The 23,313-nt window shown below is 54.9% G+C and carries 19 protein-coding genes and 4 tRNA genes; 4 read left to right on the top strand and 19 right to left on the bottom strand.

All coding sequences use genetic code 11. The features are described 5' to 3' along the window. Positions 1–161 precede the first annotated feature (161 nt). Positions 162–1,373, top strand: a complete 1,212-nt coding sequence (locus O1724_RS01290; RefSeq protein WP_022650168.1) for an MFS transporter — start codon at positions 162–164, stop codon at positions 1,371–1,373. Between the two features lie 506 nt (positions 1,374–1,879). On the opposite strand, the gene O1724_RS01285 is transcribed toward O1724_RS01290, so the two are convergent. The 17 genes from O1724_RS01285 to trxA form a co-directional block, all read right to left on the bottom strand. Beyond that, a tRNA-Pro gene (locus O1724_RS01285) sits at positions 1,880–1,956 on the bottom strand. Between the two features lie 44 nt (positions 1,957–2,000). Further along, positions 2,001–2,087 (bottom strand) — tRNA-Leu (locus O1724_RS01280). Between the two features lie 21 nt (positions 2,088–2,108). Beyond that, positions 2,109–2,184: transfer RNA gene (locus tag O1724_RS01275), tRNA-His, on the bottom strand. A 67-nt stretch (positions 2,185–2,251) separates the two neighbouring features. After that, positions 2,252–2,328 (bottom strand) — tRNA-Arg (locus tag O1724_RS01270). Positions 2,329–2,430: 102 nt separating this feature from the next. Continuing rightward, complete coding sequence (thrP, locus tag O1724_RS01265) at positions 2,431–3,816, bottom strand: bifunctional threonine/serine APC transporter ThrP (protein WP_023315180.1); 1,386 nt, start codon at positions 3,814–3,816, stop codon at positions 2,431–2,433. A 198-nt stretch (positions 3,817–4,014) separates the two neighbouring features. Next, positions 4,015–4,755 carry a lipopolysaccharide N-acetylmannosaminouronosyltransferase gene (wecG, locus tag O1724_RS01260; protein ID WP_045332951.1) on the bottom strand — a complete coding sequence of 247 codons (741 nt, stop codon included), beginning with the start codon at positions 4,753–4,755 and terminating at the stop codon, positions 4,015–4,017. Positions 4,756–4,767: 12 nt separating this feature from the next. Then, positions 4,768–6,120: an ECA oligosaccharide polymerase gene (gene wzyE, locus O1724_RS01255; RefSeq protein WP_003860820.1), complete on the bottom strand. Its 1,353-nt coding sequence runs from the start codon at positions 6,118–6,120 to the stop codon at positions 4,768–4,770. Beyond that, positions 6,117–7,196, bottom strand: a complete 1,080-nt coding sequence (locus O1724_RS01250) for a TDP-N-acetylfucosamine:lipid II N-acetylfucosaminyltransferase (RefSeq protein WP_032608216.1) — start codon at positions 7,194–7,196, stop codon at positions 6,117–6,119. Before O1724_RS01250 ends, wzyE begins: the two co-directional genes overlap by 4 nt. Next, the gene (gene wzxE, locus O1724_RS01245) at positions 7,193–8,443 is read right to left on the bottom strand and encodes a lipid III flippase WzxE (protein ID WP_123060806.1); all 1,251 of its coding nucleotides are present in this window, start codon (positions 8,441–8,443) and stop codon (positions 7,193–7,195) included. The genes O1724_RS01250 and wzxE overlap by 4 nt, the downstream gene beginning before the upstream one ends. Before the next feature lies 1 nt (position 8,444). Beyond that, positions 8,445–9,575, bottom strand: coding sequence for a dTDP-4-amino-4,6-dideoxygalactose transaminase (gene rffA, locus O1724_RS01240; RefSeq protein WP_032608214.1), 1,131 nt, complete (start codon positions 9,573–9,575; stop codon positions 8,445–8,447). A 4-nt stretch (positions 9,576–9,579) separates the two neighbouring features. Continuing rightward, entirely contained in the window at positions 9,580–10,257 is a 678-nt protein-coding gene (gene rffC, locus O1724_RS01235) for a dTDP-4-amino-4,6-dideoxy-D-galactose acyltransferase (RefSeq protein WP_022650165.1), read from the bottom strand. Beyond that, positions 10,254–11,516 carry a UDP-N-acetyl-D-mannosamine dehydrogenase gene (gene wecC, locus O1724_RS01230; protein WP_045342691.1) on the bottom strand — a complete coding sequence of 421 codons (1,263 nt, stop codon included), beginning with the start codon at positions 11,514–11,516 and terminating at the stop codon, positions 10,254–10,256. The genes rffC and wecC overlap by 4 nt, the downstream gene beginning before the upstream one ends. Further along, entirely contained in the window at positions 11,513–12,643 is a 1,131-nt protein-coding gene (gene wecB / locus O1724_RS01225; protein WP_032608211.1) for a non-hydrolyzing UDP-N-acetylglucosamine 2-epimerase, read from the bottom strand. The genes wecC and wecB overlap by 4 nt, the downstream gene beginning before the upstream one ends. Before the next feature lie 56 nt (positions 12,644–12,699). Next, on the bottom strand, positions 12,700–13,746 hold the full coding sequence (gene wzzE, locus O1724_RS01220) for an ECA polysaccharide chain length modulation protein (RefSeq protein ID WP_017383601.1): 1,047 nt from the start codon (positions 13,744–13,746) through the stop codon (positions 12,700–12,702). A 13-nt stretch (positions 13,747–13,759) separates the two neighbouring features. Beyond that, positions 13,760–14,863: a UDP-N-acetylglucosamine--undecaprenyl-phosphate N-acetylglucosaminephosphotransferase gene (gene wecA, locus O1724_RS01215; RefSeq protein WP_001050933.1), complete on the bottom strand. Its 1,104-nt coding sequence runs from the start codon at positions 14,861–14,863 to the stop codon at positions 13,760–13,762. Between the two features lie 242 nt (positions 14,864–15,105). Beyond that, a complete protein-coding gene (gene rho / locus O1724_RS01210) occupies positions 15,106–16,365 on the bottom strand; it encodes a transcription termination factor Rho (protein ID WP_001054528.1) in 1,260 nt (419 codons plus the stop codon). Positions 16,366–16,706: 341 nt separating this feature from the next. After that, a complete protein-coding gene (gene trxA / locus O1724_RS01205) occupies positions 16,707–17,036 on the bottom strand; it encodes a thioredoxin TrxA (RefSeq protein WP_006812392.1) in 330 nt (109 codons plus the stop codon). 144 nt (positions 17,037–17,180) lie between these two features. On the opposite strand from trxA, the gene rhlB reads away from it, so the two are divergent. Both rhlB and gppA read left to right on the top strand, forming a co-directional pair. Further along, a complete protein-coding gene (rhlB, locus tag O1724_RS01200; RefSeq protein WP_003860827.1) occupies positions 17,181–18,449 on the top strand; it encodes an ATP-dependent RNA helicase RhlB in 1,269 nt (422 codons plus the stop codon). 6 nt (positions 18,450–18,455) lie between these two features. Continuing rightward, positions 18,456–19,940 (top strand): guanosine-5'-triphosphate,3'-diphosphate diphosphatase, encoded by a 1,485-nt coding sequence (gppA, locus tag O1724_RS01195; RefSeq protein ID WP_032661064.1) that lies wholly within the window; start codon positions 18,456–18,458, stop codon positions 19,938–19,940. A 51-nt stretch (positions 19,941–19,991) separates the two neighbouring features. Here gppA and rep read toward each other — a convergent pair whose 3' ends face one another. Beyond that, the gene (gene rep / locus O1724_RS01190; RefSeq protein WP_126296888.1) at positions 19,992–22,016 is read right to left on the bottom strand and encodes a DNA helicase Rep; all 2,025 of its coding nucleotides are present in this window, start codon (positions 22,014–22,016) and stop codon (positions 19,992–19,994) included. Positions 22,017–22,101: 85 nt separating this feature from the next. Between rep and ppiC the strand changes: the two genes are divergently transcribed. Then, positions 22,102–22,383 (top strand): peptidylprolyl isomerase PpiC, encoded by a 282-nt coding sequence (ppiC, locus tag O1724_RS01185; RefSeq protein WP_006812396.1) that lies wholly within the window; start codon positions 22,102–22,104, stop codon positions 22,381–22,383. Positions 22,384–22,437: 54 nt separating this feature from the next. Here ppiC and cysE read toward each other — a convergent pair whose 3' ends face one another. Beyond that, a complete protein-coding gene (gene cysE / locus O1724_RS01180; RefSeq protein WP_022646641.1) occupies positions 22,438–23,259 on the bottom strand; it encodes a serine O-acetyltransferase in 822 nt (273 codons plus the stop codon). Between the last annotated feature and the right edge of the window lie 54 nt (positions 23,260–23,313).

Here is a 23,313-nt window from a genome sequence, read left to right as displayed (position 1 = left end):
GGAGGCCAGATGGCCTCCTTTTTTTATCTCATTTCTCCTGCTACATTCTTTTAACACTTACCTGCAAACGAACCCGCCAATGTAACGATGTCTTTTCCTTAACTTTTTTTTGCACACGCGCTTACCCGCGTGGAATAAACCGTTTCTGAAAGGATATCGTCATGAACTCGCTTTTATATGCGCTTTTCGAAGCGCTGCGGTGCCATCGCTGGCTCCGCCTGCTGGCCTGCGCCTTTATCTTTAGCTCCCTGGGTAATGGCTTAACTCAGGTTGTTGTTTTCGGATTATTGTTACAGTGGTCAGCCCCGTCAGCGCTGTTAACCCTCGCCTTCCTTTTTGCTACGGTGCCCGGTTATATCGGCAGCCTGATTGGTGAAAAGCTGTGCCAGCGGTTTTCACCTCTCTACCTGTTGATGCTGACCGAATGGCTGGGCTTGCTCGCCCTGCTCTTTCCCCTTTCAGGCGCACATTACCACAGCATACCGGCGCTGCTTGCGGTGCAATCCACAGAAGCGTTGCTGAGCGGGATGAGCTGGCCTGCGTTAACGCTTCTGTTTAAACGCGGACTGCATGAGGCAGAACTGCCTGCGGCAACGTGTCTGGAAAATGTGATTTTTGCCTCCCAGGTTTTGTTAGGAACCGGGCTGGGTGTAGTGTTGTTCCAGCGCATCCCGGTCTTCGCCTTACTGGTCATCGACGCCGCCAGTTTTATGGGATCGCTGGTCATGCTGTTTCTCGCAGAACGCCAGTATGTAGCGCGTCCAGCACCGTTGCCTGTCGGGGACCCTCAACCTGTGGCATTGCGCTGGCAAACTCTGACCCTTCGACAAAAACGCAGTTTGCTGATTTTGCCTGCCCTTGCTGCCGTAGGCTCGCCTGCAATGGCGTTGCTGCCAGCACTGGCGCAGCAGATCAACCCCGAGAATGCCGCTGGGCTTGCGCTGCCCTTGCTTTTTGCCAGAAGTCTGGGACAGCTTTGTGGCCCCTTGCTGCTCAGAAAAGAGAGTCTGACGCGCTTTGCAGCAAGATCGCCTTTGCTACTTAGCTGTCTTGCTCTTTTTCTGGCAGCCTATGGGTTGCTTCCGTTTTTATCCGCATGGGTCGTGCTTGCGCTGGGGATGATCTTTATCGCGCATCTGGCGTCGAATATCGTTTTTGCGGCGGGTACGTTTGGGGTACTGAGTAATTTTCAGGCTATACAGATATCCGCTGCCAGCGGTAAGGCCTGGCGCTGGCAAACGTTGAGCGCTTCCCTTTTTACGGGCCTCGCCGCAATGACGGCGACGATATTGGGAGCGGCTCAGACGCTATATGCTGTCTCTGCTATCGCACTGCTGTTGGTGGCGCTGGTCCTGGCCCATTATCGTGAATAAGGCATAAAAAAACGCCTGCTATAAAAGCAGGCGTTAAAACAGGTCTGTAAGACAACATATTTGGTGCTTCACTCAACGTTGTGTCCATGGTGTCTGATGAGGCCGAAGCGACATCTGTCAGTGGACGATAAGCACCGTAAACGGCTCTGCGTCATTCCTGAGTTTATGAGGCCTTAAGGCGAACATAAGAGATGGAATGAGCATCTACACGCATATTATTGCATGTAATGTGCCAGGTTTACACGCAGAACTTTTACATCGCGCAACATTTTAAGATAAAAGGAAATTATGCTGTTAAGAACCGCCTGAAGCCATACAACATCGCGCTAAAGTCGGTGATCTGTCGCCACAAGGAGACAGGTTAAGAGGTAAAATAATAAATACTTAAATATTAATGGTTTATATGTCGCTGAATCGCGACAAGGATGTGGGGTGTTGTCGGGAAATGACTACAGGATAAAAAAACGCAGAAAACAAAAAAACCCCGCCGAAGCGGGGTTCAAAATTGGTCGGCGAGAGAGGATTCGAACCTCCGACCCACTGGTCCCAAACCAGTTGCGCTACCAAGCTGCGCTACTCGCCGATGTACTGCTTTTTTGAATTTTTAGTTCAACTCATTAAAAGTCGTGGTGCGAGGGGGGGGACTTGAACCCCCACGTCCGTAAGAACACTAACACCTGAAGCTAGCGCGTCTACCAATTCCGCCACCTTCGCAATTCACAACTCTTTCAATAATGGGGTGGCTAATGGGATTCGAACCCACGACAACTGGAATCACAATCCAGGGCTCTACCAACTGAGCTATAGCCACCACTGTATTCTTTCACGCGGTTCTGACTACTTCTCAGACCACCGCAGCTCTAGCGCCGGGACTAAAATGGCGCGCCCGACAGGATTCGAACCTGAGACCTCTGCCTCCGGAGGGCAGCGCTCTATCCAGCTGAGCTACGGGCGCTTAGCGCCGTTGCGGGGCTGGATATTACGTACCTCCGTCCCCGCTGTCTAGTGCTTTTTTGAAAAAAATGCGCGTTTGGTTATGGTTTGCACATTTTGCCGCTTATTCCTCCACTTTATGGGCGGAGCCACGGCGACCCAGGCCAAAAAGTTTATATGCAGCTGTGACGGCAGCCAGGAAGATCATCCCGACAAACAGCGACATGCGGGTATCTTCATTAAAGTACATTCCAATTAATACGCAAATCAGGAACGCCATCGTCAAATAGTTCGCATACGGGAACAGAATGGAGCGGAACGGATGGCTGGCGATCGCTTTTTTGTGCGCCTGCCGGAAACGCAACTGGCTAATCAAAATGACAAACCACGGTACCATCCCCGGCAGCACGCTGGCGCTATAGACGTAAACAAACACGCGCTGCGGATTTGGGATGATGTAGTTCAGGCAAGAGCCAATCAGCAAAATCACAATCGACACGGCTACGCCCGCCACCGGTACACCTACGCGGGAGACTTTGCCCATCACAGCCGGCAGCTGTTTGTTTTGCGAGAGCGCGTAAAGCATACGCCCACAGCTGTACATTCCGCTGTTACAGCCGGAAAGCGCCGCCGTCAGTACCACAAAGTTGATAATGGCGGCTGCCGCCGTGATGCCAATCTTAGCGAAAGTTAAGACAAACGGGCTGCCGGTGGTGCCGATCTCGTTCCATGGGAAAATGGTCACGATAACGAAGATCGCGCCCACATAGAAAATCAGGATACGCCACAGCACCTTGCCTACCGCGCTACGCAGTGTCACCTGTGGGTTTTTCGCCTCACCGGCGGTAATGCCGATCAGCTCAACGCCCTGATAGGAGGCGACAACGATACAGAGCGCCGTCAGAAAGCCCTTCCAGCCACCCGCAAAAAAGCCGCCGTGCCCGGTCAGGTTACCGAAACCGACAGCGTGCCCGCCGTTACCGAAGCCAAAGAAGATGACACCCAGACCCACAACAATCATCACGATGATGGTGGTAACTTTGATCATCGCAAACCAGAATTCGATTTCACCGTAAAGACGAACGGCGGCAAGGTTCGCCAGCGCCACTAGCCCTACGGCAATAAGCGCGGGTATCCACTGGGCCATCTCCGGGAACCAGAACTGCACGTAGACCCCGATGGCGGTGATCTCCGAAATCCCGACGGCCATCCACATAAACCAGTACGACCAGGCCGTGAGATAACCAAAGAACGGGCTCATATACCGGTGGGCGTAAACGGCGAAAGAGCCCGTTACCGGCTCCAGGAACAGCATTTCGCCCATTGAGCGCATGATGAAGAAGACGAACAGTCCGGCAATAATATACGCCAGCAGGACGGAAGGCCCCGCCCATTTCAGCGTGCTTGCCGAGCCCATAAACAGGCCAACGCCGATAGTCCCGCCCAGCGCGATCAATTCAATATGTCGAGCTTCCAGCCCACGCTGAAGCTCCGGTTTTTTCTCTGCCATAATTCCTCGGTTGTGTTTGCTGTTTCCCGACTTATTGCCGGGTATTGTTTTTGAGGGGTACTGAAATACGGAGCGAATGGTTTCTTAAATTCTGGCAAATGGCAAACAATGCATTAAAAAAATGAATGCATTGCACAGAAATTCAGCAGCTTTGCAGGGGGCGTTGCAGCGCGAACAGCAGATCGCGCTGCATATTGATTACATTTTCCCGGTGTAGTGCCAGGCGAGGTAGCGCAGAAGACGAATCTGTCGTTTGATTCGTGTCGGTTGAGAAAGCAGGCGGTAGAGCCACTCCAGCCCCAGGTTTTGCCAGACTTTGGGCGCACGCTTAACGTGGCCGGTAAAGACGTCGTAGGTGCCGCCGACGCCCATATAGAGCGCATCCGGGCTGACCAGACGGCAATCGCGCATCAGAATTTCCTGCCGCGGCGACCCCATGGCGACAGTGACAATTTTCGCCCCACTGTCGCGTACGCGCTCATATAACGTCTGGCGATCTTCCGGCCTGAAATAGCCATCCTGACTGCCCACGATGTTAACATTCCACTGGTTACGCAGCTTTTGTTCGGTCTGCGCCAGCACCTCTGGCTTGCCGCCGATCAAAAATACCGGCGTGCCTTCAGCGCCTGCGCGTTCCATAAGTCGCTCCCAAAGGTCAGCTCCCGCCACGCGAGACACATTAGCGTCTGGAAACTTTTTACGAATTGAACGCACCACGCTAATACCGTCTGCGTATTTAAACTCCGCGGCTTCAATCAGGCTTTTCACTTCCGCATTATCTTCAACCGCCAGCATTTTTTCTGCGTTGATGGCCACCAGCGTGCCCGATTTCATCTGCCCGTCCGCGAACAGGAAATCCAGCGCGTGCTGCATGTCTCGCCAGCCAATCAGCTGTAGCCCGCGCAGCGCATAACGCGGGGCTGAAGTTGTATCCGTCATGATAATCCCTACTCAGACTTGCGACAGCGTTGTGCTGCCCTGTGGCTCACGTCTGTGCACAAGCCCTGCACTGTCAAACAACCAGTACAGCAGTTTTGCCAGCAGCAGACAGAGTCCGAAAACGACCATAAAGAACACCACGCGTGAGACGAATGAATCCAGCCCCTCGCGCGCCAGAACGATCATATTGAAAATGGCACCGAAACAGAAACTGTGCAAAACAGCGGCTTTGTAGCGGTTGGTCTCTTCGTTACCCAGCGTATATAGCCAGTCGAACCATTTTATTATCAACCCGACCGCGATCGCGCCAGGCAGGATAAACCACGTTCCGCCCATCACTACCAGCGAGCCAATCAGGGTTGGGGAAATCGCCAGACCCGAATGGTTGTTCAGCACTTCCCAGGTGAAGTAGTTCGCCGTGTTCAGGACAATGCCGGGACGATCGGGCCACAGCCACGTCGGTATAAAGACATAGAAATCGCGAACAATCGGCGCCAGACCCTGGAATTCGATCTTGTCGTAGTTTTGCAGCAGTAAAGCCAGGTTTTCCCACGGCGAGAAGGTATCGCGCGTCAGATACAGGAAGGTATAAAACGCTTCGTCGCCGGCCACGTTCAGTCCGTAGCGCTTCAGCGCCAGCCAGAACATCCCCACAATGCCAAAGACGCCTGCCGCCGCCAGCATCCACAGCGAGATCCAGCCGCGAATAATGCCGATAAACAGGAAAATCGCGAAGGCGATAATGATGTTGGCGCGGGTGCCGCCGACGATCATGTAGGTCAGAATGCCAAATGCGACGGTGCTGACCAGGAAGAACAGCCAGGCTTTGCTGTCCTGACGCAGGAAAAAGACCACCAGCATCGCCGGAATGAAGAAATAGAAGAAACGCTTGAGCGCGACGCCGGAGACTTCGGCGGAGAAAATCTGGCTATAGGACTGTAACTTAAACAGTAAAAAGCCGTTATGCATGAAGAAAATCGCCACGCTGACGAGGGCGATGGTCATCAGCATAACCCACGTCAGATGGGTTTCTACCCGGTTCATGGTAAACAGCGCACGACGGGGTGCGGTGTCTTTCGCCGCGCGCAGGCGCGTTTTATAGGTGACGTAATACACCGCGTAGAAGCAGGTCGCAGAGAGCAGTGCCTGCAACAAGATTTCCGGCGGAGCGACGCCAACATCAAAGCGGAACACGAGGATGCTGGTCAGCGGGAAGCCAAAGAAAAAGGTCAGCAAAAACAGCAGCGAGAAGAAAACGTTGAAGTTAAAACGTACGCGCCGGAACTCAAACCAGGTGAGCGTGGCGATAAACAGCGTGCTCAGCAGCCAGACCACCAGCAAGCCGCTAAATTGCAACTGGCTCATGCGTTGTCTCCTGAAGCAATACGCAGCGCGTGGTGCCACGGCGTGAGGTAGTTCGGGCTGAAAAAGTCGATGCTATTTTTATCCACCAGCGTGAGCTGACGCTGCGCTTCCCGTACTACCTCGACATTAAGCGTGTCAGAGGTAAACAGCACAGGAATATGCTGTTCGGCCATGTCCTGCCAGAACGGGTTTTCGCGGTTGAGCACGCACGGTACGCCCGCCTGAATCAGCAGACACAGCGTACCAATCCCCTGCTGACGGGCAAAGATGAAATAGCCCAGATCGCATTTTCGCAGGAGCGCGAGATAGTCATCAAATTCCAGCTTATCGTTGAGAATGTGCAGATTTTCCGCGCTAAACAGCGCAAGCCCCTGCTGGCGAACGTCATTGATGTAGGCGTCGTTATTGGCGGGATAGCCCATCGGCACCACTACGTTCACCGTATCGCCAAACTGCTGATGCACCGCCCGCAGCGCCGCGACATGCTCGTTACTGCGATCGCCGGAATTTCCCACCAGGATGGTCAGTTTGCCCTCACGAACCGCGTCATTCGCCAGGGTGTTCAGCGCAGGATCCATACGGGTCGGAAAATAGAGCAGCTCCCCGCGAACCTTCGGGTGCTGTTTAGCAAAATAGTTGAGATCGCCACGGGTAGCAAAAACGCAGCCCACGCGCGCCTGGGCCAGACGACGCAGCGGATAGAAAAGACGGAATTTCCAGCCACGGGAGACTTCGTAGAGATCCGCTCCCCAGATATGCCAGCTGAACTGGGAAGGTTTTATCCCGCCGCTTAACAGCGCCAGCCACAGGCCAGTATTGAACTGTCCGTGGAAGAAGAAACGCTGGCTTCGGTCCGCTTTAGCTTTCGCGACAACGGCTTTGGTCAGCGCCGCTTTGTCTGGCCAGAAGGTGATGTGCAATGCCGGACACGCCGCGCTCAGACCGTTATCGCGTCCAACGACCATAAACTCGCGCGCATCGGGCGTGCCGGATGCCAGTTCATCATTGAAGAAACGTAGAACGGTCTGGTTGTGATGCGGGATATCCGATCCCAGTATGTGTATCAGTGCAGTCATGCGCGTTTACGCCAAAGTAAAAATACGCCGCAACAGGCAGCGAAATAAACGATATAAGTTGCCATATAGGCCTGAGCCGCCCCCAGCGCACCGTGGGTGGGGATCAGCCAGTGAGAAAATGCCGTCAGCAGCGCAAACTGGCCGATCTCTGCCAGGATATACAACCGCAGCGAAGCCTTCGCAATCACCAGATAGCCGAAAACGTATGCCCCCACTTTCAGCACATCGCCGACCAGTTGCCAGGCAAACAGATCGCGCATGGCGGTAAACTTCGCCGAAAACAGCAGCCAGATGGCGAAATCACGCATTAACCAGACGGTAAAGCTGGCGATCGCAACCGCCGGCAACACAAAACGCAGGGAGCGAAAAATCTCGCGGGTAATATCCTGCCTGGAAGTCAGGCGCGATAAGGTTGGCAGCAAATAGACGCTAAAGGAAGCCGTAATAAATTGGAGGTAAGCATCTGAAATACTGCTCACGCCCTGCCAGATCCCCACTTCATCCCAGCTGTAATGCGCTGCCAGCAGGTTTCGCATCATCACGTAGGCAACGGGAAGCGTTACCGAAGTGATGAGCGCCATCAGGGTAAACTTACCGAGCTGCCCCGCCAGCATCTTGTCCCACTGCGGTTTCAGGTAATTCAGCGGGACATTGCCTCTGCGCATCAGCATAAACGCTGCCGGAATGACAACGAGCGCAGGCACCAGCGCCAGCCCCAGCAGCGCGCCTTCATAGCCGCCCAGCCGATAGCAAAAGTAGTAGGCGATAACGCCGATGATGCTGCCGAGGATCAGCGCCAGCGCATTCCCGGCGGCATCACGGAAGCCTTTCATCAGCGCCAGCAGCAGGTTTGCCCAGGCGATCCCCATCTGAACGAGCGCCACCAGGCGCACCAGCCCCTGATAATGCGTGTGTCCGAACAGCCCCTGGCTGATGGGTGCCGCCGCCAGCAAAAAGACGACGGCCAGCAACGTAGAGAAGCCCAGCACCATAGCCGAGGAGGTGCCCACCACCGTGCGGAGCTTTTCGGCATCGTCATGATGCTGCGCGACGTATTTGGTGACGCCATTGAATATCCCGGCTCCCGCCAGCACGCCAAGCACCGTGACCAGCTGGCGGAAGTTCCCTGCCAGCCCAACGCCTGACGGACCAAATGAGACGGCCAGCAGCTTGACGACCAGTAACCCGGCGCCAATTTTTACTAGCGTGGACGCTGCCGTCCACACCGACGCTTTTGCCAGAGACATATCAGGCGAAATAACTCAGAAGCGAATTGATCACCGTACGCTGGTTCACCGGCGCGAGGTTGTAGAACAGGGGCAGGCGGAGCAGACGTTCGCTCTCTTTGGTGGTGTAGCGGTCTTCACCGGCAAACATCCCGAAGGCTTCGCCAGCCGGGCTGGAGTGCAGCGGAATATAGTGGAATACCGCCATAATTTCCGCCTCTTTCAGCCAGGCAATCAGCTTGCTGCGATCGTCGTTATCGCGCAGCTTGATGTAGAACATGTGAGCGTTGTGGATACAGTCTGCCGGAATAGTCGGCAGTTCAATACGTCCGGCTTTTGCCAGCGGCTCCAGCGCGTCGTAGTAGGTTTGCCACAGGGAGAGGCGTTGCAGATTGATTCGCTCTGCCGCTTCCAGCTGCGCCCAGAGATACGCGGCCTGCAAATCCGCCATCAGGTAGCTTGAGCCGATATCGCGCCAGGTGTACTTATCCACCTGACCGCGGAAGAACTGGCTGCGGTTGGTCCCTTTTTCACGGATCACTTCCGCACGCTCCACCAGGGCACGATCGTTAATCAGCGTCGCGCCGCCTTCGCCGCCTGCGGTGTAGTTTTTGGTTTCGTGGAAGCTAAAGCAGCCGATATGACCGATGGTGCCCAGCGCGCGCCCTTTGTAGGTGGACATCACGCCCTGCGCGGCGTCTTCCACCACAAACAGGTTGTGCTTTTTGGCGATGGCCATGATGGTGTCCATCTCACAGGCCACGCCCGCGTAATGCACCGGCACAATCGCCCGCGTTTTGTCAGTGATCGCCGCTTCAATCAGCGTTTCGTCGATGTTCATGGTATCCGGACGGATATCCACAAACACGATTTTCGCCCCGCGCAGGACAAACGCGTTCGCCGTGGAGACGAAGGTGTAGCTCGGCATGATCACTTCATCGCCAGGCTGGATATCCAGCAGCAGCGCCGCCATCTCGAGCGATGCGGTACAGGACGGCGTCAGCAGCACCTTGGCACTGTGAAAACGTTGCTCCATCCACTGCTGGCAGCGGCGGGTAAAACCGCCGTCGCCACAGAGCTTGCCGCTGCCCATAGCCGACTGCATGTAATCAAGTTCAGTGCCCACAACGGGAGGCGCGTTAAATGGAATCATCTTGTCACCTGTATAACCAGTAGGCGGTGGCGTCGATGCTGGCACCACTCGCAATATAACGTTTAAGCGCAGCGGTGTTGCCCATCTGGGTTGCGACCCGCAGCGTCGATACCTGTTGTTGCTCCGCCCAGTGCAGCGCCGCCTGCATGAGTTTCTCGCCCATGCCGCGCCCGGCTAACAATCCGATGCGCGCCTCGTGCTCGGTGAGCCTGCGAAGCGAAACAAAACCCTGAATCTGTCCCCCGTCAGTACGGAACACCAGACAGACGTGGTCAAACGTGCCTTTGACCGCATTCTCTATCCACTGAGCATAAAAGCGGCCGCTGTCATCGGGCGCGTACCAGGGCGCCCGGAAACGGCTCTGAGCGAAGGCCAGCGCCGCCATCTTGCGCAGCGTGGGGATATCCTGCTCCGTTGCAATTTCCGCGCCCGGTGAGGCGTAGCGAGCCACGGTAACAGAGAGATCAACCTCGCCCTCGACCAGCCGGAATCCGTGCTGCTGGAGGGCGTCCAGCAGATCGGCGCGGTCCGCCGGGATCTTAGCCTGTACGCGCTGCCAGGCGCTGAAGTCTGCGTCCTGCAACGCAGGGGCATTGTCGCGCAGACGCACTATCGCTGAGGGACGCGCAAAAAATGCGCTTTCCCACTCAAGGGACTCCAGCACGCCGTTGAGGATACTCAACGCCACACGCCTTTGGTATCAACAACATACTGCTGACGTACGGCATCACCGGAGACCGCTTTAAACGCATTGTGATCCACCAGCAGCACCAGCACATCCGCCGTCGCCAGCGCGTCATCCAGGGCGGTAAGGGTGCAGTGACCGGCAAGTTTTGCCGGCAACGCATGAATATTCGGCTCAACCACCAGCGTTTCACCGCTGTGCCAGGCAGCGATCATTTCGGCAATTTCCATCGCCGGGCTTTCGCGCAGATCGTCAATATTCGGTTTGAATGCCAGACCAAAGCAGGCAATTTTCAGCTCACTGGCGCGTTTGCCGCTGTCGGCCAGGCAATCCGCGACCGTGGCTTTGACCTGGTTGATAACCCAGTGCGGTTTGTGGTCGTTTACTTCGCGTGCGGTGCGAATCAGGCGTGCCTGTTCCGGATTTTGCGCCACGATAAACCACGGATCGACCGCGATGCAGTGCCCACCCACGCCCGGCCCCGGCTGAAGGATGTTCACGCGGGGGTGACGGTTGGCAAGGCGAATAAGTTCCCAGACGTTAATCCCCTGATCGGCGCAAATCAACGACAGTTCATTCGCAAACGCGATGTTAACGTCGCGGAAACTGTTTTCGGTCAGTTTGCACATCTCGGCGGTGCGGGAGTTGGTCACCACACATTCGCCTTCAAGGAAAATTTTATACAGCTCGCTGGCGCGCGCGGAGCAGACTGGCGTCATGCCGCCAATCACGCGGTCATTTTTAATCAGTTCCACCATCACCTGGCCTGGCAGTACGCGCTCAGGGCAGTAGGCGATATTGATATCGGCCTGGTCGCCCACCTGCTGGGGGAAGCTAAGATCGGGACGCGCCTCGGCCAGCCACTGTGCCATCTGCTCGGTTGCCCCAACAGGTGAAGTGGACTCAAGGATAACCAGCGCCCCTTTCTTCAGCACAGGCGCAATGGATTTTGCCGCCGCCTCGACGTAAACCATGTCAGGCTCATGATCGCCTTTAAAGGGCGTTGGAACCGCAATCAGGTACGCATCGGCTTCTACCGGCGTGGTGCTGGCGCGCAGGAAGCCACCGTCCACCGCCTTTTTCACCACGCGATCGAGATCGGGCTCCACGATATGAATTTCGCCACGGTTGATGGTTTCCACCGCGCGCGCGTTGATATCTACGCCAACGACCTGCTTTTGACGAGAGGCAAAGGCCGCCGCAGTAGGCAGCCCGATATAGCCAAGACCAACAACAGAGATGGTAGTAAAACTCATAGCGTTACCCGATTGTGTTTAAGTGCGTGCAAAATACGACCACAAGCCTGCCCGTCACCGTACGGATTGTGGGCCCGGCTCATCGCCTGATACTCTTCATCGTCATGCAGTAAGCGCGTGACCTCTTCGACAATACGACGCGGATCCGTTCCCACCAGACGCACGGTACCAGCAGTGACCGCTTCCGGGCGTTCGGTGGTTTCACGCATCACCAGTACCGGCTTACCGAGTGAAGGCGCCTCTTCCTGAATGCCGCCAGAATCGGTCAGGATCAGCCAGGCGTGGTTCATCAGCCAGACAAATGGCAGATAGTCCTGCGGCTCGATCAGGAGCACGTTTTCCACGTGACCCAGGATACGGTTGACCGGTTCGCTGACGTTCGGGTTGAGGTGCACCGGATAGACAATCTGCACATCCTCGTTCTGCGCGGCGATTTCAGCCAGCGCGTGGCAGATTTGCTCAAAGCCACGGCCAAAGCTTTCGCGGCGGTGGCCCGTCACCAGAATCGTTTTCTTGCCGTTGTTCAGGAACGGATAGCGCGCAGCAAGTTCTGCCTGAAGCTCGCTGTTAGCCAGCACGCGGTCACGCACCCAAATCAGCGCATCAATGACCGTATTGCCGGTGACGAAGATCTTGCTGTCGCTGATATTTTCGCGCAGCAGGTTTTGGCGTGAGTTCTCGGTTGGCGCAAAATGGTACATCGCCAGGTGACCGGTGAGCGTACGGTTGGCCTCTTCCGGCCACGGGGAATAGAGATTGCCGGTACGCAGACCCGCTTCAATATGACCAACGGGGATACGCTGATAGAACGCGGCCAGGCTGGTTGCCACGGTAGTGGTGGTGTCGCCGTGCACCAGCACTACATCCGGCCTGAACGACTCCAGAATAGGCTTTAATTCTTGCAGAATACGGCAGGTGATTTCCGTCAGTCCCTGTCCCGGTTTCATTATATTGAGATCGTAATCCGGGACGATAGAAAAGAGGGTTAAGACCTGATCGAGCATCTCACGGTGCTGGGCAGTCACGCACACTTTCGCTTCAATATCAGGATCTCTGGCCAGCGCATGAACCAGAGGCGCCATCTTGATGGCCTCCGGCCTGGTGCCAAATACGGTTAGTACTTTCACATCGATTCTCTTCGATTAGACGATGAAGGCCACAGCCTTCATCGTAGACGGCGTTCTTAGTTTGTGCGGCGACGCAATAACGCTACGCCAGCGCCAGTCAGTGCGCCCACAATCCCCCACATGATCATCAGGAATGCGCGACGCGGACTATCGCGTTTTACAGGCTCTTCAGGCGTTCTTAAATAACGATAGGTCTGAAAACGCGGGTCCAGCGTTGGACCGACGTTGAGCGTATTGAGCATGGCGCGATTTTGGTCGTAATCAAGGTCAAAGTCAGGGCCAACGGCCTGGATATTTTCCAGACGAGCCTGAAGCATTGGGCGACCAAGAAGGAACATTTCTGAATCCGGGAGTTCGTCCGCCGGAACATCCGTTTCGCTACGGGAAATATTGTGCTGTTCCGCAATCTTCAGCGCCTGCTCAAGATTATGCACGCGACGGGCGAAGATGGCCTTAGCGACCTCTTCCTGACGTTTGACCTGCGCTTTCATCTGGATAGTGCGCGCAGCCCAGGCGCCTTTTAGCTCGTCATTCAAATGACTGGCCGCGCGCTGGCTGGCAAAAGCAACGTACTGACGCAACAGGTTATTGGCGTCCGGCGCCGTTTCCGCAATCAGCTTCACGCTGTCGCTAACGTTACGAAGCACATCGCCAGGCATAAACTGAATGTTATTAATCAGATCATCCAGCAGCGCGGCATCCGCTTTGCTGTTACCGACCATGCGCTGCTTGTAGTAGTCCGTCTGGGACCAGAAATCGCGACGTGTATCCCACGACGCCAGCTGCATCACAAACTCTTTGTAGGATTCATCCATCACCGAGGCCTGATCCGGGGTCGCCAGATTGGCCTTGATATCAAGATTACGCAGGAATTGCTGCTGGGAGTAGTAGCCTCCAAGCATATTCACCGTTGGTCGGTCTGTGATCGCCGTGGCGCTCCACTCTTGTTTTGCAAAGAAGGTGTAAGCAAGCGCTAACAGCGCGAACCCCAGGGCAATCCCTACAATCCACAGTTTGCCCTGCCATAACACGCGAAACAAACCACGAATATCCAGCTCGTTCTCAGTGCCCACTGATTTCGCTCCCGCCAACGGTTGAGTCATCATAGTCCCGGTTTTACTTAGTTAATGTTGTGTTTTTGCCACTGTTCCGACGCATCCTGCGTTTTAAACGTTTAATAAAACGCGCGACTTTCCATGCACGCTTGATGCAGTAACCGTACATGAAAAATGCTAGCAAGAATAATACCAACATTACCCATTCAGGAATGAAATGTGCGTATTCCGCGGCAACGCCAATCGCAGCCAGAATAGCAGCCGCAAGCGTAATCAACACAAATGCCTGACGAGACGTGAAGCCGGCGCGCATAATCAGGTGGTGAATATGCTGCCGATCGGGAGAAAACGGGCTCATCCCTTTACGCAGACGGCGGTACATAATAGCGACCATGTCCATCAGCGGGATGGCGATAATCCAGAGAGCCGTTACCGGGCTGATAGGGTGCGTTTTACCCTGCGTGGTTTCCAGCAGGACCCAGATAACCGTAAAGCCAATCAGGGTACTGCCCGCATCGCCCATAAAGACTTTATAGCGACGCCCTAACACACCCAGGTTCAGGCAGATGTATGGCAGGATGGCGGCAATCATGGCAAAGCACCACATTGACAGGCTGTACTGGCCGTCAAACCATAAGATGATGCCGATCGCGCCAAACGAAACAGAGGACAGCCCACCAAGCAGACCGTCGATACCGTCAACCATGTTAAAGGCGTTGATAGCCGCCCACACGGCAAACAGCGTCAGGAAGAAGCCGAATGGCCCAAGCACCAGCTCCCAGGGACCAAACACGTATCCCAGGCTTCTGAGATAGAGGCCGCCTACCACCATCATAATGATGCCAATGGCCGCCTGTACCGTCGCGCGGAACTTCACGCTGATATCAAAACGATCATCAAGGGCGCCGACCAGTACCAGCACACCGGCACATGCCAGATAGAGTGCGGCATGGGGGATATAATAATCCGCGATCCCGAATGTGAAACAGATGCCTGCGTATACCGAAATGCCGCCCACCAGCGGAATAAGCCCCTGATGACGTTTACGGAAGTTCGGTTTGTCCACTAACCCAATTCTTTTTGCTACCTTGCGCGCAATGAACAAAAAACAGGTTGTGAATAAAAAAATACTGATCAGCTCAGTTACTGCAGTGAGTAGATTCACAATGGATTGCTCTCAACAAATGTTAGTCCCGGAAGTATAACCATGAAGCCTCTGCCTCAGAAGGATTAAAGATGGCTTCTCACAACTCCCTTTGTATGTTTTTCAATCAATTATTTCTTTGACTGTGCAAACATTCTTATTGTCGCACCGACAGGTCAAAATTGGGAGTGTGTGGTAATAGCGTATAGTCCATAAATAAAAAACGCCACGTAAAAACGTGGCGTTTACTGGGATTATTTGCGTTACGAGCGTTTCATCATGTCGAAGAAATCGTCGTTCGTTTTGGTCATCGCCAGTTTGTTGATGAGGAATTCCATTGCGTCGATTTCGCCCATTGGATGGATGATTTTGCGCAGGATCCACATTTTCTGAAGCTCTTCCTGAGTGGTAAGCAGCTCTTCTTTACGGGTACCGGAACGGTTGTAGTCGATCGCCGGGAAGACGCGTTTTTCTGCGATTTTACGAGAAAGGTGCAGTTCCATGTTGCCTGTACCTTTGAACTCTTCGTAGATAACTTCGTCCATTTTGGAGCCGGTATCGATCAGCGCCGTCGCGATAATGGTCAGGCTACCGCCCTCTTCCACGTTACGCGCCGCACCGAAGAAACGCTTCGGACGATGCAGGGCGTTGGCATCCACACCACCGGTCAGTACTTTACCGGAAGCCGGCACCACGGTGTTGTAGGCACGCGCCAGACGGGTGATGGAGTCGAGCAGGATGATCACATCTTTCTTGTGCTCAACCAGGCGTTTCGCCTTCTCGATAACCATTTCCGCAACCTGAACGTGGCGGGAAGCAGGCTCGTCGAAGGTAGACGCAACCACTTCCCCTTTCACCAGACGCTGCATCTCGGTCACTTCTTCCGGACGTTCGTCAATCAGCAGCACCATCAGCACACAGTCTGGGTGGTTGTAAGCAATGCTCTGCGCGATGTTTTGCAGCAGCATGGTTTTACCGGCTTTTGGCGGCGCTACAATCAGACCACGCTGGCCACGACCAATTGGCGATGCCAGATCCAGCACACGCGCGGTTAAGTCTTCAGTAGACCCGTTACCACGCTCCATGCGCAGGCGAGAGTTCGCGTGCAGCGGCGTTAAGTTCTCGAACAGGATCTTATTGCGGGAGTTTTCCGGTTTGTCGTAGTTAACTTCGTTAACCTTCAACAGCGCAAAGTAGCGTTCACCCTCTTTTGGAGGACGAATCTTACCTGAAATGGTGTCACCAGTGCGGAGGTTGAAACGGCGGATTTGGCTAGGGGATACGTAGATGTCGTCAGGGCCGGCGAGGTAGGAGCTGTCTGCGGAGCGGAGGAAACCAAATCCGTCTTGCAGTATCTCCAGCACACCGTCGCCAAAGATATCTTCGCCACTCTTAGCGTGCTGCTTCAGGATGGCGAAAATGATGTCCTGCTTGCGCATACGAGCCTGGTTTTCCAGTCCCATATTTTCGCCGAGAGTGATCAGCTCAGAAACCGGCGTATTCTTTAATTCGGTAAGATTCATAATGGTGTGGGTTCTTAAACTCGGGGTGATTCTCGAACTTAATGTTGTGAATGGTATGGCAGGGTCATCCATGCCTGTTTAGCGGCCATCACCTCATGTCTGTTCGCTGTCTGGTCACAGGGAAAGAACGCAGAACTGAAACGACAAGACGGATTGAGTGACAAGCCCGGAATCTAGCAACTTCACGCACTGTTTATGTTAACAACGGGAAGTATCGGGTAAAACAAGATTCAAACAACAAGATATGTTTAAAACGTAGTCATAGCTAACTTAGCACGACTAAAGCCGGGCGTCCAGATCTCGCCGTTAATTAGGCGCTCTGGACGCTCAGCTGAGAAACCTTACGCCAGGTTAGCGTCCAGGAACTCTTTCAGTTGACCTTTGGACAGTGCGCCCACTTTGGTCGCTGCCACGTCACCGTTCTTGAACAGCAGCAGGGTCGGGATGCCACGGATACCGTATTTTGGCGCGGTGCCCGGGTTCTGGTCGATGTTCAGCTTGGCAACGGTCAGTTTGCCCTGATATTCGTCAGCGATTTCATCCAGAATCGGAGCGATCATTTTGCAAGGACCACACCATTCAGCCCAGAAATCAACGAGGATCAGCCCGTCAGCTTTAAGTACGTCCGTGTCAAAACTGTCGTCAGTCAGGTGAATAATTTTATCGCTCATATATAACTCCACAGGAATAAGCCTGGTACGTTGGTTTTGTCTCCACCAACGACGTGTTGATGTCGCATTAACCAACTAAAGGTTGACTTTATTTCACCGGATACGCTTTCGTAAAGCAATAGTAAGCTGATATTCTACCACACTATGAGCAAAACACATTTAACAGAACAGAAGTTTTCCGACTTCGCCCTGCACCCAAAGGTGATCGAAGCCCTTGAAACTAAAGGGTTTCATAACTGCACGCCCATTCAGGCTCTCGCCCTGCCGCTGACGCTGGCCGGTCGCGATGTTGCAGGGCAGGCGCAAACCGGTACTGGCAAAACGATGGCGTTTTTAACGTCAACGTTTCATTATTTACTTTCTCACCCAGCGATTGCAGACCGCAAAGTTAACCAGCCGCGCGCGCTAATTATGGCCCCGACGCGAGAACTGGCGGTACAGATCCACGCAGACGCTGAGCCCCTGGCGCAAGCCACCGGCCTGAAACTTGGCCTGGCCTACGGCGGCGACGGCTACGATAAACAGCTGAAAGTACTGGAAAGCGGCGTCGATATCCTGATTGGGACCACTGGCCGTCTTATCGACTACGCCAAACAGAACCATATCAACCTCGGCGCAATCCAGGTCGTGGTGCTGGATGAAGCAGACCGCATGTACGATCTGGGCTTCATTAAAGACATCCGCTGGCTGTTCCGCCGTATGCCTGCGGCAAACCAGCGTCTGAACATGCTGTTCTCCGCAACCCTGTCATACCGCGTACGTGAACTCGCATTCGAGCAGATGAACAATGCGGAATATGTGGAAGTAGAACCGGAGCAGAAAACCGGGCACCGCATTAAAGAAGAGCTTTTTTATCCTTCTAATGAAGAGAAAATGCGCCTGTTGCAAACCCTGATCGAAGAAGAGTGGCCGGATCGCGCGATTATCTTCGCGAACACCAAACACCGCTGTGAAGATATCTGGGGACACCTGGCGGCAGATGGTCACCGTGTGGGTCTGCTGACCGGCGACGTGGCGCAGAAAAAACGCCTGCGCATTCTCGACGAATTTACTCGTGGCGACCTTGATATTCTGGTCGCGACCGACGTGGCGGCCCGTGGCCTGCACATTCCAGCCGTGACGCACGTCTTTAACTATGACCTGCCAGATGACTGTGAAGACTATGTACACCGTATCGGTCGTACTGGTCGTGCAGGCGCAAGCGGTCACTCCATCAGCCTTGCGTGTGAAGAGTATGCGCTGAACCTTCCGGCCATTGAGACCTACATCGGTCACTCTATTCCACAGAGCAAATACAATCCGGAAGCGCTGTTAAGCGAGTTGCCGCCACCTAAGCGCCTTACACGTCCACGCTCCGGCAATGGCCCGCGTCGTTCCGGCGGTGCACCGCGTAATCGTCGTCGTTCAGGTTAAGAAAATATGCTCAGCTCCACCTCGCTTTATGCGGCAATTGATCTCGGTTCGAATAGTTTTCATATGCTGGTTGTGCGCGAGGTGGCGGGAAGCATACAAACGCTGACGCGCATTAAGCGCAAGGTCCGCCTCGCGGCGGGCCTGAGCAGCGATAATCATCTCTCCCCGGAAGCCATGGAACGTGGCTGGCAGTGTCTGCGTCTGTTTGCAGAACGTTTACAGGATATCCCGCTCAGTCAAATTCGCGTTGTTGCCACGGCGACCCTACGTCTTGCGGTTAACGCTGGCGATTTCATTGCCAGAGCACAGGAAATTCTGGGCTGTCCGGTGCAGGTCATCAGCGGTGAAGAAGAAGCGCGTCTGATTTATCAGGGTGTGGCGCATACGACCGGCGGCGACGATCGTCGTCTGGTGGTCGATATCGGTGGCGCCAGTACCGAACTGGTCACGGGCACAGGCGCGCAGGCGACGTCGCTCTTCAGCCTGTCAATGGGCTGTGTGACCTGGCTGGAACGCTACTTTACCGATCGAAACCTTGCCAAAGAGAATTTTGACGAGGCGGAAAACGCGGCGCGTGCGGTCCTGCGCCCGGTCATGGACGAACTGCGCTATCACGGCTGGAAAGTGTGTGTCGGCGCGTCCGGAACCGTGCAGGCGTTGCAGGAAATCATGATGGCACAGGGGATGGACGAGCGGATCACGCTTGCCAAACTCCAGCAGCTTAAACAGCGCGCCATCCAGTGTGGTCGTCTGGAAGAGCTTGAAATAGAAGGGCTGACGCTTGAACGCGCGCTGGTTTTCCCCAGTGGGCTCGCCATACTGATTGCCATTTTCACCGAGCTTAATATCCAGTGTATGACCCTGGCAGGCGGTGCGCTGCGTGAAGGTCTGGTCTACGGAATGCTGCACCAGTCGGTCGATCAGGACATCCGTAGCCGTACGCTGCGTAACGTTCAACGCCGCTTTATTGTGGATACCGACCAGGCGCAGAGAGTGAGTCAACTGGCGTCACAGTTTGCCGATCAGGTGAAAAAAAGCTGGGATATTGAACCGTTAAGCCGCGATCTGTTGCTAAGCGCCTGTGCGCTACATGAAATTGGTCTCAGCGTGGAGTACAAGCAGGCACCGCTGCACGCGGCCTGGCTGGTGCGTAATCTCGATTTGCCGGGTTATACGCCCGCCCAGAAGAAGCTACTGGCCACCCTGCTGCTGAATCAGACTAACGCCGTCGATCTCTCTTCCCTTCACCAGCAGAACGCTGTGCCGCCGCGCGTGGCGGAGCATCTGTGTCGTCTGCTTCGGCTGGCGATCCTGTTTGCCAGTCGGCGTCGAGATGATTTGCTGCCAGCCATTACGCTGGCGGCAGACGAGGAGAAACTGACGCTGACGCTACCGGAAAACTGGCTTGAGGATCATCCCCTTGGGGCGGAACTGATTGAGCAGGAGTACCAGTGGCAGAGCTATGTGCACTGGGCGCTTGATGTGAAGTGACCCTTTGAAGCGTGCCGGGTGGCGGCTTCGCCTTACCCGGCCTACAAATAGTTATCCCTTCTCTTTGGCTTTTGCCAGCATCGCGCGAATGTTTGCCACGTTTGCCTGCCCTTTATGCATACGCTCTTCAGCGGTAATGACTTTACGCTCCTGCTCCCAGATAAGATCGTCCTGAGGCAACTCCAGCAGAAAACGGCTCGGCTCCGGGCGCACCAGCTCACCATACTGACGGCGCTCTTTGCACAGCGTAAACGTCAGCTCTTTCTGCGCACGGGTGATCCCAACGTAGGCCAGACGGCGCTCTTCGTCGACGTTATCTTCATCAATGCTGCTCTGGTGCGGCAATAGGCCCTCTTCCATCCCCACCAGATAGACATAAGGGAACTCCAGCCCTTTCGAGGCATGTAACGTCATCAGCTGAACCTGATCGGCCTCTTCTTCGCTTTCCCCGCGCTCCATCATATCGCGCAGCGTGAAGCGGGTGACCACCTGCGTCAGGGTCATGGGCTCGTCAATCTCAGATCCTTCAAGCATTTCGGTCATCCAGCTGAAGAGCTGGTTAACGTTTTTCATGCGCATCTCTGCCGCTTTCGGGCTGGCGGAGGTTTCATACAACCAGGATTCGTAATCAATGCCGTGGATCAGATCGCGTACTGCCGCCACAGGCTCGCGCTCAGCCAGACGCTGCACCTCACCCAGCCAGTGGGTAAAGCGGGTTAAGGCCTCATAGCCGCGCCCGGTCAGGGTCTGGCTCAGCCCCATATCGAAGCTGGCGGTGAACAGGCTTTTGTTGCGGGTCATCGCCCATTCACCCAGCTTTTGCAGCGTCGCAGAGCCAATCTCGCGCTTCGGCGTATTTACAATGCGCAGGAAAGCGCTGTCGTCATCCGGGTTGGTCAGCACGCGCAGATAGGCCAGCAGATCCTTGATTTCCGGACGCGAAAAGAACGACGTACCGCCGGAGATTTTGTAGGGGATGCGGTTCTGCATCAGCATCTTTTCAAAGACGCGCGACTGGTGGTTACCGCGATAGAGGATCGCGTAATCCTTGTATTCAGTTTTGTTGACGAAGTGATGGGCAATCAGCTCGCCGGTTACGCGCTCCGCTTCGTGCTCTTCGTTATTGGCGCTAAGGACTTTCAGCTCGGTGCCGTAACCCAGTTCGGAGAACAGGCGCTTCTCAAAGACGTGCGGGTTATTGGCAATCAGGATGTTCGCCGCCTTCAGGATACGCCCGGAGGAACGGTAGTTCTGCTCCAGTTTAATCACCTGCAACGCCGGGAAGTCTTTGCTCAGCAGCACCAGGTTTTGCGGACGTGCGCCACGCCAGGAGTAAATCGACTGATCGTCATCGCCTACAACGGTAAAACGCGCGCGCTGTCCTACCAGCAGCTTTACCAGCTCGTACTGGCTGGTGTTGGTATCCTGGTATTCATCCACCAGCAGGTAACGAATTTTGTTCTGCCAGCGCTCGCGCACCTCTTCATTCCGCTGAAGCAGCAGCGTCGGCAGCAGGATCAGATCGTCGAAATCCAGGACGTTACAGGCTTTCATATGCGCGTCGTACAGACCGTAGCAGTGGGCAAAGATGCGGTCGCGCTCGCTTTTGGCGCTTGCCGCTGCCTGGGCCGGCGTCATCAGATCGTTTTTCCAGTTCGAGATCGTCGAGATCAGCTGTTGCAACAGCACTTTGTCATCTTCGATCAGCCCTTCCGTTAGCTCTTTAAGCAGCGCCACCTGGTCGGTGTCATCAAAGAGAGAAAAGTTGGACTTCATGCCCAGCGCCGCGTATTCGCGCTTGATAATATCCAGACCCAGCGTGTGGAAGGTGGAGATCATCAGCCCGCGCGCCTCTTTACGGCCCAGCGTCTGGCCGACGCGCTCTTTCATCTCACGCGCCGCTTTGTTGGTAAAGGTGACCGCCGCGATATGGCGCGCCTGGTATCCACAACCCCGAATTAAGTGGGCGATTTTGTTGGTGATCACGCGTGTTTTACCGGATCCCGCTCCCGCCAGCACCAGGCAGGGTCCGGTGACGAATTCGACAGCTTGTTGTTGTCCGGGGTTTAAACGCATAAATGCTCACTCAATGAAAGTCGGGAGAGGAGGAAAAACGCGTGGTAGTATACCGATCGTAAACTCGTTGACTCAAGGCACGATCATGGCAAAAACAGCAGCAGCACTGCATATCCTTGTTAAAGAAGAAAAACTGGCACAGGATCTGCTCGAACAGATTAAAAACGGCGCCGACTTCGGCAAACTGGCGAAGAAACACTCGATTTGCCCGTCAGGCAAACGCGGTGGTGACTTAGGCGAGTTCCGCCAGGGCCAGATGGTCCCGGCGTTTGATAAAGTGGTCTTCTCCTGCCCGGTGCTGGAGCCAACCGGCCCACTGCATACGCAGTTCGGCTATCACATTATCAAAGTGTTATACCGCAACTAATCAAAAGCCCGGTGCATTGACTCACCGGGCTTTTTTATTTGGCTGTTCCGGCGTTCAGATGCCGTCGCCGTATTCGAAGGTGTGGTGAATACCGTTGAAGTGCTGATCCATATCCATCGACGGCTTATCGCTGTCTGGCTTACCGACGATGCGCGCCGGGACGCCAGCGGCGGTGGTGTGCGGCGGTACAGGCTGGAGCACAACCGACCCCGCGCCAATCTTCGCGCCGCGTCCGACTTCGATATTGCCGAGGATTTTAGCACCCGCGCCAATCATCACCCCTTCACGAATTTTCGGATGGCGATCGCCGCTGGTTTTACCGGTACCGCCCAGCGTAACGGATTGCAGGATCGACACGTCATCTTCGATCACCGCCGTTTCACCGACAACAATGCCGGTGGCGTGGTCGAGCATGATCCCACGGCCAATTTTCGCCGCCGGATGAATATCGACCTGGAAGGTCACGGAAACCTGGTTTTGAAGAAAGATGGCCAGCGCGCGGCGTCCCTCATTCCATAACCAGTGGCCGATGCGGTACGCCTGTAAGGCGTGGAATCCTTTGAGATACAGTAGCGGCGTGGAGTATTTATCCACCGCCGGGTCACGCGTGCGCACGGCCTGAATGTCGCAGGCGGCAGAAGCAATCATCTCCGGATCTGCGGCGTAGGCCTCTTCCACCACCTCGCGAATGGCAATAGCAGGCATGATAGGGGAAGCCAGTTTATTGGCGAGCATATAGCTCAGGGCGCTGCCGAGATTTTCGTGCTTAAGTAGCGTCGCGTGATAGAAACTGGCCAGCATGGGCTCACAGTCGGCCAAAGCTCGGGCTTCGGCTTTAATATTATTCCAGACGATATCCAGTTCTTCACACGGCATTGCTTGCTCCAGACGATAGTTAATGACCAGCCAGTTCTGCGCTGGCTGGGTCAT

This window comes from Enterobacter cloacae complex sp. HYC074_NIDB, from assembly GCF_056673345.1.
Note: the sequence above shows the minus strand (reverse complement) of the source record. Positions and strands in the feature narration are given on the sequence as shown.